The sequence below is a fragment of the Lancefieldella parvula genome (assembly GCF_963547875.1).
Lineage (GTDB): Bacteria > Actinomycetota > Coriobacteriia > Coriobacteriales > Atopobiaceae > Lancefieldella > Lancefieldella parvula_D.
The window spans coordinates 32,916-45,527 of the sequence record NZ_CAUUSI010000004.1 but is presented as its reverse complement, the minus strand read 5'-3'; the positions used below and the strand labels follow the sequence as shown (position 1 = coordinate 45,527).

The following is a 12,612-nucleotide window of genomic DNA, read 5'->3' as shown; positions in this document are numbered from 1 at the left end:
TTAAAAACATTCGAATAGCTAAATCAGCGCAAGTTGTTTCTTACGCCCTGCCTTCCCTCTTATGAAAAATGCAAACTGACCCGGAAGAGCTACCCAGTTAGCCCAGAAGAGTTGCCTCAAAAAGACACCTCAGGTTACTAGGCAAGCTTTTTGATAATAGCTGCCGTAATTCTGGCAGAGCGCTCAGAAGCCTCACGCTCAAACGTCAAATAATCAACGCTTGAAGTAGTGCCGGGCTTATCGGACATAAGCCTAATCACCACAAACGGTGCGTGGTTAAGCCAAGCAACCTGAGCAATTGAGGCGCCCTCCATCTCGCAACAGTCAGCACCAAACGTTGTGTAGATGTGGTCTGCTAACTCTGATGAACTTACAAACTGATCTCCTGAAGCAACGCGGCCAGAAATAACCTGCAGTTGAGGAGCTACTTCTTTGGCTGATACAAGTGCGCGCTCAATAAGACTCTCATCTGCTGTAAACGAGAAAACCGGAAGACCTGGAATTTGACCAGCGGCAAAATTGAGAGGACCAACGTTCATATCGTGTTGAACTAAATCTGAGGAGATAACAATATCCCCAACCTGTAGCTCAGGGTTTAAAAGCCCTGCAATACCTGTATTAATAACATGTGTTACTGCGAACGTATCAATCAGGATCTGCGTGCATGCTGCAGCATTGACCTTGCCAATTCCCGACTGTACAACAACTACAGGAACTTCTCCCAAAAGGCCTTCAACAAATTGCATACGGGCCTGATCATACGTGCGCTCAACGGTCATCTGCGCTTTTAGTAGCGCAACCTCTGGCTCCATGGCTCCAATGATGCCAATCTTCATATTAAGCTCCTACTCCTGCAAGCCAACTAGAACCAGCCAGGGCTCTTACAATTTTGTCTCGTACACTCATTTCGTTTGCGTCGTCTTTGATGTGAACATGAATGATTACCTTGATGCCTGTCTCAGCAATGCTTGATGCTTCAACCTCAATAGGAAGTGTTCTATCAAGCTGAGGTGCAACTACCTCTTGAACAATTTCTGTTATTTCTTGCGTTACCGCATTCAGATCAACGGTTGGTTTAAGCACTATAGTAATGGGTACCTCTGTCATATCCCACCTGGTACGATGCGCAAGTGCTGTTTTATTAAGTACTGAATTAGGAATGATGTCTACCCTACCTCCACGAGCACGAACTATGGTAGAGCGCCAATTCATGTCAATAACCTCACCGGAGATAGTTCCGATGCTTACCTGATCTCCAGGTTTAACTACACCTCCCAGCATAAGGCCCAAGCCTCCCGCCAGGTTAGAAATGGTGTCCTGCAGGCCAAAAGACAAGGCAATGGACGTAACTCCCAAAGCGGTCACAAAAGCTGTTGGTTGAATACCAAAGACAGGCTGTAAGACAGCAAGAATAGCAAACGTCCAGATAACTCCACGTAGTATGTTGACAAAAATAGATGCTGACGGCAGCTTTGAAGAGTCCAAGGCCTTTTTTGAGAGCTTTATTGCAAAGCGCTCTACAAGAAAAGCCACAAGGAACACAACAACAAAGATAACCAGCTTAAAAATGAAATCTTGTGGAGTAAGACCCAAAATCAAACCGTCATGCATCAATACCATGGCTATCCCTCAATTTTAACTATTGGAGCAAAGCCCTTCATGAGCTTCTTTGTCTTATTAGTACGCGTAAACTTAACCTCAATAGTATCGCCCTGAACTGCCAAAACAATGCCTGGGCCAAAGGTCTTGTGAGAAACCTGGTCTCCCACAGCAAAACTTGCAGAAGCGCGGGCTGGATCTTTCTGAATAGGAGCTGTATGTGGAGCTGGAGCACCGCCGGTAGAGCGCGTGCGAGAACCAAAAACGTTTCCACCGTAGACCTCGGAGCCACGACCGGAGCCAAAGGTTCCATGACGGTCTCCTCGCTTTGCCCAACCAACTCCAGAAAAACCTGCAGAACCAACACCAATAGCTTTTACGTGCTCTTGAGGAATCTCTCCTACAAAACGCGATACAGGATTTGCCTGAACAGAGCCGTAAGTCCTTCTGGTAGATGCGTACGTCAAATACAGACGCTTGCGCGCACGCGTAATAGCAACATAGGCAAGTCTGCGCTCTTCTTCTAACTGAGCTGCTTCTGCCTCATAATTTGCATGAGGGAAGATTCCCTCCTCCATACCAGCAACAAAAACTGCAGGAAATTCCAGACCCTTTGCAGCGTGAATGGTCATGAGCGTTACTGCAGAGGTAGAACCATCCAAGCTATCCAGGTCAGAGCGAAGCGCCAGCCATTCCATAAACGCAGGAAGCTTCTCTGCCGCAACTTGCGGATGCAAGCTCTCCTCCTGAGGCGCAGGAGCCGTCTCTACAGCAGCACCAGCGAGTGCGCCGGTAGCAACATCAAAACCAGCCTCACTTAGCGAAGCTGCATCTTGCGCATCAAGCGCTCCAGCTTCTCTGAGCTGCTGCAGGCTCTCAAGCGTTTCTTCAACATCGTCGTGAGACTCATCAAACTCTGCTGCAACACCAAAGAATTCTCGAATGTTCTCGATACGTCCGTCAGCCTCAATGGTATGCTCCGTCTCAAGCGCACGAATAAGACCTGAGCGGTCAATAATTGCCTCTACAACCTCATCAAGCTCACCATCAATATGGCGGCCATGCTCAATAGCTGACGTAAACTCTACCAGCGCATTTCTTACCTTTGCGGTAAAAATGCCTTCTTCCATCACGCATGCTTCACATGCCGAGAAGAACGACAAGCCGTTATGCAGTGCGTATGTCTGAATCTTCTGAATACTGGTTGCGCCAATACCGCGACGAGGCGTGTTAATAACGCGCAGCGCAGCCATGTCATCATCGGGGTTGACGACAACTTTGAGGTACGCCATGACATCTCTGATTTCTGCGCGATCAAAGAATCGAGTACCGCCAACAATCTTGTAAGGAACACCAGCTCTGAGCAACATATCTTCGAGAATACGAGACTGAGCGTTGGTGCGATAGAACACTGCTATGTTGTCGTATGATGTACCCTTATCGTGCAGTTTTTCTATCTCGGAGCCAATCCACGCACCCTCATCACGCTCATCAGATGCCTGATACACCTGGATTTTCTCGCCGTCTCCCTCATCGGTAAAAAGACGCTTTGGCTTGCGGTGAGAGTTGTGCGCAACAACTGCATTGGCAGCGGCCAAAATATGACCAGTTGAGCGGTAGTTTTGCTCTAGCTTAACTACAACTGCTTCCTCATAGTCTTTCTCGAACGCCAAGATGTTTTTGATGTCTGCTCCGCGCCACGAATAAATGGACTGGTCATCATCGCCAACAACCATAAGATTGCGATACTTGGATGCCAAAAGCTTGGTAATTGCATACTGAACGCCGTTGGTATCCTGATACTCGTCAACGTTGATATAACGGAAACGCTCCTGGTACTTAGCAAGCACGTCTGGGTACTTGGAGAGCAGCTCAAACGCCTTGACCAGAAGGTCGTCAAAATCCATAGCGTTAGCTTTATCTAAGCGCGTCTGGAGCGCACGATACACACGAGCCACCACGTGATCCATAGGACTTGCTGCCTGCACCTCTACATCATCAGGATACAGAAGTGCGTTCTTAGCAGCAGAAATCTTAGAGCGGATGGAGTTGAGTGGGAACTGACGAACATCAATATCCAGATCAGACAGAATGGTCTTTATCAGGCGCTTTGAATCGTCATCATCATAGATGGCAAAATTGGAGCCATAACCAAGACGCTCGCCATCTTCTCTGAGCAGGCGAACACACATAGCGTGGAACGTGCAGACCCACATGCCGCGAATATTGTTAGGAAGCAGCGCCTCAAGGCGCTCACGCATCTCCGCTGCAGCCTTGTTGGTAAACGTGATAGCCAGAATCTGCCAAGGACGAACTCCCTCGTCAGCAATCATGTGTGCAATTCTAAACGTCAAAACACGCGTCTTGCCCGAGCCAGCTCCTGCAAGAACCAACAGCGGTCCCTGAGTAGTCATAACTGCCTGATGCTGGGCAGGATTCAAACCTTCAAGATCAATCTGCATTACGCCGTCCTTGTGTCAATCATTCTTAGACTAAAAGTGTACCCCGATAACCGGACATTAATTGCGCCACTTTGCCCTCACTCCACAATTAAAAAACCGGCCCTCAAAAGAAGACCGGTTTATCTGCAAGAACATGTCTATCGGATCCATGCTCACGTATAGCGAGAAGATCTTCTAGCCCAAACGCTTGCCTTAGTTCATGGAGTTTGTCTGACGGCTCTTTGCGCGAGCAACAACAGCCAGTGCAATCACGCCACCTGCAACACATGCCATAACAATAGCGCTAAGCGAGTGATTCTCATCACCAGTGTATGGAAGCACAGAGCCTCCATAATACGGGATAGCTGCAGGATTTGGAGCTCCTGGGAAGCTTGGTGTCAAAGGACCGCCAGGGTTACCTGGAGTGCTTGGGGTGCTAGGGTTTTCTGAAGTTCCTGGATTTTCTGGAGTAGCAGGGTTTTCTGGAGTTACAGGAGCAACTGGCTCTGGTTCCCACTCTGCAACAAGAACAACTTTAGGAGTGGTGGTAGTAAGGGTTACCTGGTCTCCTGCCTGGTAGGTAGTACCGTCAAGCTTCCAGCCCTTGAAGATGTAGCCATCACGAGTTGGGACGGCAGCAGAGACAGGCTCGTTCTTAGGATCAGTGAGCGAATCAGCGGTGTTGCTATCAATACCAAAATAACCGCTCTGTGCTGCAGGAGCACCAGTACCACCGTTTGCGTCGTAGCTCAGCTCATACTCCTGGTTCCAAACGGCAGTCAGGGTATAAGGGCTTCTCATATTAAAGACTGTAGTCTCAGAAACATAGCGCTTATCGCCAGCTGGGTTGTTGTTTGCATCTGCAGGAACAGCAGATGCACCAACGTAGCGGAAGTGGTTATCAACGTAAGAACGCTTCCAGAACTCAAACTTATAACCATCGCGAACTGGCACATCCTCAATGATGTTGTACTCAGCAAAGCCGTAGGTACGAGGGTTATTTGGAGTCTTGGACTCTGTATAGGTTGCGTTGCCGTAGATGGTGCCGCCATTTGCGTCATAAATAAGCTGGTTTACTGCAGATGGCGTTGGAGTAGGTGTGGGAGTTGGGGTGGTCTCTGCAGGAATAACGCGGATGTGATAGCCAACCCACATAAGGTGAGTGGTGTTACCGCCAACGTTAGCTGGATCAGAGGAATCTCCCTGCATAGTAACAAGGAAGAAAACGGTAGCAGGCTGGTTAGCAGGGGTTACTTGACGGCCAGTGAACTGAAAATAGAACTGACCACCATTATTGGTAACAGTATTGCTGTTTCCATAGAATGCATATGTAAAGTCATTATCAGTAGCTGGAAGCTCTGGATAAGGAGCGGCGGTAACCAGCGTAGTAGTTACGCCAAAAGGTGCAAAACCAGGGCGAGTAGTGGTGTAGTGAGAATACGCACCGGTGTCTCTAATGGTCTGACCAACGCGAACGACAATCTCGCCATACTGACCAGGAACAGGGGTCTGGTGGCCAGAATGCTGAGGGTTGTCTGTAAGGACCTTGGATGTATCGGCATTACCGTCAGCCGAGAAAACAGAAACCTTTACACCTGGTGTAGATGTATCAATATTGTCTGCAAACGCAAGTTTTGGTGCAGAAACTGCAAGAACTGCAACAAGCGCAAGCGCAAGCGTGCACGCAATTCTCTGAAGCGTCTTAATGTGGCGCATAAATCCTCCTGAAACTATTACAAGTAATTACTTACTCTTACGACCAAAAATCAGCCGTAAGAGCATAGAGGACAAGGCAATTCTTAGTAAATGAGCCAAGAGAGATTACATATATCTTTCATAGGTTTTCCACGCTTTTTCCATATGTTTTGCGCATAAAAAAGCGCGGCGAGAAACTCACCGCGCGTAAATGCATAGGTAGTAATGCTTGTAAGTCAAAAACTACTTAACAAGCAGGAAGTATGCAATAACAGCAATACCCAAAATAATACGGTACACACCAAAAGGCTTAAAATCATGCTTGCGGACATAACCCATAAGCACACGAACCATAACAAGCGACACAATAAACGCCACTAAACAACCAACACCCAAAATAATTGCCTCGGGAGCAGTGAAGGTGTTGCCCTTCATAAAGTAGCGCACAAGCCTCAAAGCAGAAGCGCCGGCCATAGTAGGAATTGCCAGGAAGAACGTAAACTCAGCAGCTACAGCCCTTGAACAACCAAGTGCCAAGCCGCCCAGGATAGTTGCACCTGATCTTGAAGTGCCTGGAACAATTGCAAGTACCTGGAACACACCAATGCCAAGTGCGGTCTTCCAGTCAAGATTGTCAATGTCTTGCACGCGAGCCAGGTTGTCGGCTGAAGGAGCCTTCAGGGATGCTGCAGCATCTGGGCTCATGTGCTTGCCTCGGGGCACCTCAACCTTTACTGCTGCAGCGACCTTCTCGCGATGTAGCTCAAGCACAATGAAGATGATGCCGTAGAAAATAAGAGTTGCTGCAATAACAAAAGGGCTTCCAAGATGCTCTTCAATGAAGTCGTTGAGCGGCAGGCCAATTGCCGCAGCAGGAACGCAGCTGACCACCACTTTTGCCCAGAGTTTCCAGGTAGAGCGCTTCTCGTCTTTGGATTTCTTTGGCGAGAAGGGATTGAGCTTGTGGAAAAATCCCACACATACTGCAAGAATTGCGCCAAGCTGAATAACTACTAGGAACATATTCCAAAAGTCTTCAGAGACATTGAGTGGTAAAAACTGATTGAGCAGCAGCATATGGCCTGTTGATGAGATAGGTAGCCACTCGGTAATACCTTCAACCACGCCAAATAACGCTGATTTAAGCGCTTCAACCCACAAAATTGCCGACTCCACTAAAACCTCCTTGGGGACTGATTACGAACCTATTGTACGCAATCCGTTCGCCCTTTCTTTTCCTACCGTTCACGGTTTTACCTAACGACTTTACTACTTTAAAAGTGCCTTGTTTTCTGCAAAGTTGGCATTTGGAGCCAAAAACAAGTAGAATTGACAACCTCGCACGAGCGGAGAGAAGCGATTATGCGTATTTTTGAGGTCAAGTGTTATCTGACCTTGCGCTTGAAGCCAGTAATGAGCGGATGGCACTACATGCGTACTAATCGGAAGCCCCCAATCGCGGAGGTCGATTTGAACAAATATATGCGTCACAGACGCTTACCTTCATGCTCTACCCTTATGACAGCACTCCTTGCAGCAGTGCTTGTTGTTAATACCTTTTTGTTTGGCGTCTCAAGAGCTCAGGCAGAGACTCTTGAAGAGCTCCAGGCCAAGGTAGAGCAGACCAATTCTGATTACGATGCCGCCAATCAGCGTGTGGCTGAACTGCAAAAACAGATTGCAGATAATGAGGCACGTATTGCAGAGATTGAACAGCAACTCCCAGAGCAGCGCTTAAAAGCTGCAGAGTCCATTAGAGCAATGTATCGCATGCAGCAGGGCTCTATGGGAATTATTGATCTGCTTTTATCGGCAGATAACTTTAATGATTTGATTGCTGTTATTCAGTATCTTGAGATTATCCAGAACAAAAATTCAGATGCTATCAACCACCTGGTTGATCTTAGCAAAGAGCTTTCTGAGACTCAGTCATCTTTAAATGCACAGATGGCAGAAGCAGAGGAACAGAAGAAGGCTGCTGAGGATGCTATGAATGCAGCAATTGCAACAAGAGAGCAATTGCAGGCAGAGCAAGCTCAACAGGCAGCAGCAGAAGCAGCTGCTGCAGAAGAAGCACTAAAAGAGGCTTCTGCTGAGACCACCTTTACCAACGCTTCTGGTAATACCACTGAAGTCACCACCCCATCAACTCCTTCAGCTCAAAATGTTGATTGGTCAAGCGATAAGACCAACTTTGTAAGCAGCTGGGGCGCTCGAATTGACGCCTATCTTGCTGGCTCCCCTCTTGCTGGCTACGGCGCAACCTTTGCCGAGGCTGCATGGGCCTACGGCGTTGATCCTCGTTTATCGCCTGCTATTTCTGCAGTTGAGAGTACAAAGGGTAGGTATAACTTCCTCCCCTACAACGCATGGGGCTGGGGTTCTTCAAGCTGGGGTAGCTGGGAAGAGGCTATCTGGGATCACACGGCTGGTCTTGCTGCTGGTTATGGCGGAAGGCTTTCTGTTTCTGGTGCTGCAAAATACAATCCAGCTAATCCAAACGGCTGGTACTCGGCAGTTCTTACGCAGATGGAGCTCATCTAAGCTTCTGGCCACATAACCTTTAGAGAACGTTAAAACCCCGCAGTTTAGCTGCGGGGTTTTGTTGTCGGGCGCAGAGGGATTTGTAGGTTGAGTTGAGCTTGGAGTGGACGGGTTTCTCGCCAGCTGGCGGGCAGCGCGAGCAGTGCGGGTGCGAGGGCGCTTCCGGGTGCGGCTACGCCGTAAGCACAACCATGGCAAGGATGAGGGCAAAGCCGATGAGGTCGGCAACGCTAAAGGTGATTCCCAGCGCCAATACGGTGGTGATGGTTGCCATAACGGGCTCGATAGTGCCCAGAAGAACCGCCCTAAGTGAGCCTGCGTCCTTAACACCCTGCAGGTAAAGGCCGTACGCCAAGAACGTTCCTACCAACACACCAATGACTACCAGCAAAACACCAAAGGCGTCCAGCTGAGGCATGTGATTCCAGGGCTGATAAAAAACAGCGATGAGCGTGCCAGAGAACAAAAATGCAAGGCCGTTTACGGTAAAGCTTCCCCACTTCTCCATCAAAGGCTTGGGCAAAATGGAGAGGGCTGCCTGAGCAAACGCACACATAACGCCCCAGAAAATACCTGCTGTTGGCAGGTTAAGCGTGCCGGGATTTCCTCCTGTTACCAAAAGATATGTGCCAATAAGTGCCAAAACAATGCCAAGAATCTCGCGACGGCGAGGCCAGCGCCTACCAACCACGCACACAAAGGCCAAAACGCCCAACATGCCCAACGACTGCATGATAGTTGCAGTTCCAGAATTAGTGGTATTAACTGCGTAAATGTAAGCAACTTGCGAGAATAAAATGGCAAACAAACTAACTACAAAAATCTTTGCCAGCTCTTTTGGCTTCCTGATGACAGTTGTGAGATTTTTTCTATCCAACGCAAAGGCGGTTCCCAAGAATAACCAGCAGGCACAAAGCTCGCGAATATCAATTAACCACATGGGATCAACATGATAAGTATCTAGCAGGTATTTTGCGGCGGTTCCAAATGCGCCCCAGGAAGCTCCGCCAATCAAGACAAACAGCATTCCTCGATAGATTTTTTTCTTATTATCAGGGGTTATTTCAGCGTCATCGCTTCCAAGTGCTTCCTCTTCTGCAGAAGCCTCTGTAGCATCTGCGGCCTTGGAAGACTCCACATCACTCTCATGAGAAATGAAACCATTCATCTGGGTATAAATCTTTCATTACAAAATACGGGTACAAGTGTCACTTTTTCTCTGACGCGGTAGTATCACAATAACAAAAATCCACCTTACCCTGCTTTGTGCGGAGTCTCAAGTCTCCAAACGGTTCAGATGGGCAAGATGGTCCAAAACGGCAATGATGCTCACGTAAGGTTTCGTATAGATTGGCAGCTTATGACATCCAAGTATTCGCAGATGGACAGTGCGTTTTCTGTTGGTACGCTTCATGCAGAAGACAAGAGCTTTGAGGTAATCTCAGCTGAGTGGGTTAACGAGATTTCTGGCTACGTCTACATCTTTAAGCATGTTCCTACAGGTGCTCGCCTTATGTGGTTTGCCTGCGACGATGATAATCGCTCGTTTGCCATTGCTTTTAAGACCCCTCCTGTAGACCACACCGGCGTCTTCCACATCTTGGAGCACTCTGTTCTCTGTGGATCCGATGCCTATCCTGTCAAGGAGCCTTTTGTTAACCTGCTCAAGACCTCTATGCAGACGTTCTTGAACGCAATGACCTACCCCGACAAGACGGTATACCCTGTGGCCAGCACAAATGTAGCTGACTTGGAAAACCTCATGAGCGTATACCTGGACGCTGTCTTGCATCCTGCAATCTATAAGCGCAAGCGCATCTTTGAGCAGGAAGGCTGGCACCTAGAAGCTGACGAGCAGGGCAATCTTAGCTACAACGGCGTTGTCTTCAACGAGATGAAGGGTGCGCTCTCTGACCCAGATCGCGTGCTCTACGATTCTGTCAGTGAGGCCCTCTTCCCTGATACCGCCTACGGCAAAGAGTCTGGCGGCAAGCCTCGCGCAATCCCTGAGCTCACCTACGAGAACTTCCTGGACACCCACGCTCGCCACTACGATCTCTCTAACAGCTACACCTTCCTCTACGGCGACCTTGACTGTGAGCGTGAGCTCTCCTTCATTGCCCAGAGGTTTGCAGCTGCCGAGAAACGCGATGCAGGTGCCCCTAATCCGCTTAACCTGCAGGCACCCGTGTTGCCCGAGCCTGCTCAGGTCCGCATGAGCACCACAGCCGACAACTCCAGCGTTGGCCTGGGCTACGTGCTCGGAACGCCTGACCAGCGCAATAAGATGATGGCAGCAGATATCTTGTTTGACACCCTCATGGGCTCCAATGAATCCCCGCTTAAGCGTGCAATTCTTGACGCAGAGCTTGGCGATGACTTTAGCTACTATCTCTCCGACGACCTTGCCCAACCTATGCTCTTCTTGCAGCTCAAAGGCCTTAAAGAAGGTGCAGCTCAGAAATTCCGTGAACTGGTGGAGACCACCTGCAAAAAGATTGCTTCCGAAGGCATTGATCCAAAGAAACTTAACGCTTCCATCGCGCTTGCAGAGTTTAACCTGCGCGAGAATGATCAGCCGTATTCAAACGGTATCGAGTACACGCTGCGTTCGCTTTCAAGCTGGCTCTATGACGACGCACGCCCTCTGGACTACATCCGCTACGAGGACGCCATTGCCTACGTCAAAGAACTTGCAGCTCAAAAGGGCTTTGAGAAGCTACTTCTAGAGCTCATCTGCAACAGCAAGCACGCAGCTCAGGTTGAGCTTGTCCCCACAGATGAGGGAGATGCTCAGGAAGAAGCCGCTGAACTGGCACAACTTCGCTCCACGCTCACTGATGAGGACGTCGAGAAGATCCGCGTAGAGGTAGAGGCACTGCGTCTGGAGCAAGAAACACCTGACGCTCCAGAAGACTTAGCCAAGCTGCCGTCCCTCTCGCTCAGTGATATCGGTGCAGGTAGAGAGCGTCCTGCTGGCTTTGAGGTTGAAGCTCCCCTATCGTGCATTGCGCACGAGCTGGATACTCACGGCATCGACTACGTCTACCATTACTTTGATTTGACCCACGCGGTTACCTTCGAAGAGCTACCTCTTGTGGGCATTCTTGCTGAGGCGCTGGGAAAGCTTGATACGGCTACACATACCGCATCCGAGCTTGATATTCTTATTGAGAGCAACCTTGGTCACCTCTCGTTCTTCACAGATATCTACGACCAAGACACCCTTAACCAGGCACGTCCCGCCTTTATTGTTGCTGCAAGCGCCCTTGCCGAGAAAACCCAGGGGCTTGCAAGCATTCCTTCTGAGGTCTGGTCCAGCACGCGTTTTGATGACTTGGGCCGCCTCAAGAACATCTTGATTCAGCGTCGCATTGCGCAGGAGCAGTACTTTGTGGGAGCTGGTCATACCGCAGCACAAAATAAGGCTTTAACCTCCTATTCTGCTGCTAGCCGCGTAAACGATGCCCTAGCAGGCGTTGGCTTCTACGAGTACCTGAAAAACCTGCTTGCCAACTGGGATGAGCGCGCTCCCCAGCTTGCAAAAGACCTGGATGCGCTTACTTGCAAGATTTTCCGTGCAGACAACGTTACGATCAGCTTTACCGGCTCCACTCAGAGCCGTGAGGCATTCTGGCAGACAGCAGGAGATCTTAACCTCAAGAAGGGCAATGAATCGCAAGTAGACAGTGCAACGCAGACACTTGTTGTTCCTGAAGGCAAATTGCAGCGCGTGGCCTACCTCATTCCGTCAAACGTTTCTTATGTTGGTCTCTCCTATCCAAACGTTGCCCACGCAACCAATGAACAGCAGGGTAACTGGCTTGTTGCAACCAGGGTTCTGGGTCTTGATTACCTGTGGAACGAGGTTCGCGTTAAGGGCGGAGCTTATGGCGTCATGTTCAGAAACTCTATTGCTGGCCTGCAGAGCTTTGTCTCCTACCGAGACCCTGCGCTTGATGCAACCCTTGACCGCTATGTTGGTGCAGGTAGCTGGCTCTCTGAGTGGACTCCAGACGCTGACGAGTTTGAGGGCTACGTAGTTGCCTCTGTTGCAGGCGTTGACGCTCCTGTTCCCGCTCGCATGCTTGCTCGCAGGCAAGACATTGAGTACTTCAACCACCGTGACCCAGAGCGTTTGCGTAAACTTCGCGAGAAAATCCTTTACGCCCAGGTAGAAGACATCAAGGCACTGGGAAGCACTATGCCTCAAAGCTATGATGACCTCTCGATTGTTGTCTTTGGCGCAAAGGATGCCATTGAAGCCTCCAAGCTTGGTCTTGAGGTTGTCGACCTCTTTGACGGCCAGGAGAACTAGGCCTGGTAGCTGCAA

At 49.3% G+C, this 12,612-nt stretch carries 8 protein-coding genes; 2 read left to right on the top strand and 6 right to left on the bottom strand.

Going from position 1 to position 12,612, the window contains the following annotated elements:
- Positions 1-137: 137 nt before the first annotated feature.
- The 5 genes from RWJ96_RS02825 to RWJ96_RS02805 form a co-directional block, all read right to left on the bottom strand.
- Positions 138-836, bottom strand: coding sequence for a 5'-methylthioadenosine/adenosylhomocysteine nucleosidase (locus RWJ96_RS02825; RefSeq protein ID WP_314018832.1), 699 nt, complete (start codon positions 834-836; stop codon positions 138-140).
- 1 nt (position 837) lies between these two features.
- Positions 838-1,620: a mechanosensitive ion channel domain-containing protein gene (locus tag RWJ96_RS02820; protein WP_314018831.1), complete on the bottom strand. Its 783-nt coding sequence runs from the start codon at positions 1,618-1,620 to the stop codon at positions 838-840.
- A gap of 2 nt (positions 1,621-1,622) precedes the next feature.
- Positions 1,623-4,061: a UvrD-helicase domain-containing protein gene (locus RWJ96_RS02815; protein WP_314018830.1), complete on the bottom strand. Its 2,439-nt coding sequence runs from the start codon at positions 4,059-4,061 to the stop codon at positions 1,623-1,625.
- A 192-nt stretch (positions 4,062-4,253) separates the two neighbouring features.
- Positions 4,254-5,756: an InlB B-repeat-containing protein gene (locus tag RWJ96_RS02810; protein WP_314018829.1), complete on the bottom strand. Its 1,503-nt coding sequence runs from the start codon at positions 5,754-5,756 to the stop codon at positions 4,254-4,256.
- A 222-nt stretch (positions 5,757-5,978) separates the two neighbouring features.
- Positions 5,979-6,911 (bottom strand): undecaprenyl-diphosphate phosphatase, encoded by a 933-nt coding sequence (locus RWJ96_RS02805; RefSeq protein WP_314018828.1) that lies wholly within the window; start codon positions 6,909-6,911, stop codon positions 5,979-5,981.
- Positions 6,912-7,205: 294 nt separating this feature from the next.
- Between RWJ96_RS02805 and RWJ96_RS02800 the strand changes: the two genes are divergently transcribed.
- A complete protein-coding gene (locus RWJ96_RS02800; protein WP_314018827.1) occupies positions 7,206-8,279 on the top strand; it encodes a hypothetical protein in 1,074 nt (357 codons plus the stop codon).
- Positions 8,280-8,451: 172 nt separating this feature from the next.
- Here RWJ96_RS02800 and RWJ96_RS02795 read toward each other — a convergent pair whose 3' ends face one another.
- Positions 8,452-9,447, bottom strand: coding sequence for an EamA family transporter (locus tag RWJ96_RS02795; protein WP_314018826.1), 996 nt, complete (start codon positions 9,445-9,447; stop codon positions 8,452-8,454).
- 129 nt (positions 9,448-9,576) lie between these two features.
- Here RWJ96_RS02795 and RWJ96_RS02790 point away from each other — a divergent pair, with 129 nt between their 5' ends.
- Complete coding sequence (locus tag RWJ96_RS02790; RefSeq protein ID WP_314018825.1) at positions 9,577-12,597, top strand: insulinase family protein; 3,021 nt, start codon at positions 9,577-9,579, stop codon at positions 12,595-12,597.
- Positions 12,598-12,612 lie beyond the last annotated feature (15 nt).

Coding starts and splice junctions, on each gene's coding strand:
- RWJ96_RS02825 (WP_314018832.1), bottom strand. CDS start 836: ATGAAGATTGGCATCATTGGAGCCATGGAGCCAGAGGTTGCGCTACTA.
- RWJ96_RS02820 (WP_314018831.1), bottom strand. CDS start 1,620: ATGGTATTGATGCATGACGGTTTGATTTTGGGTCTTACTCCACAAGAT.
- RWJ96_RS02815 (WP_314018830.1), bottom strand. CDS start 4,061: ATGCAGATTGATCTTGAAGGTTTGAATCCTGCCCAGCATCAGGCAGTT.
- RWJ96_RS02810 (WP_314018829.1), bottom strand. CDS start 5,756: ATGCGCCACATTAAGACGCTTCAGAGAATTGCGTGCACGCTTGCGCTT.
- RWJ96_RS02795 (WP_314018826.1), bottom strand. CDS start 9,447: ATGAATGGTTTCATTTCTCATGAGAGTGATGTGGAGTCTTCCAAGGCC.
- RWJ96_RS02790 (WP_314018825.1), top strand. CDS start 9,577: ATGGGCAAGATGGTCCAAAACGGCAATGATGCTCACGTAAGGTTTCGT.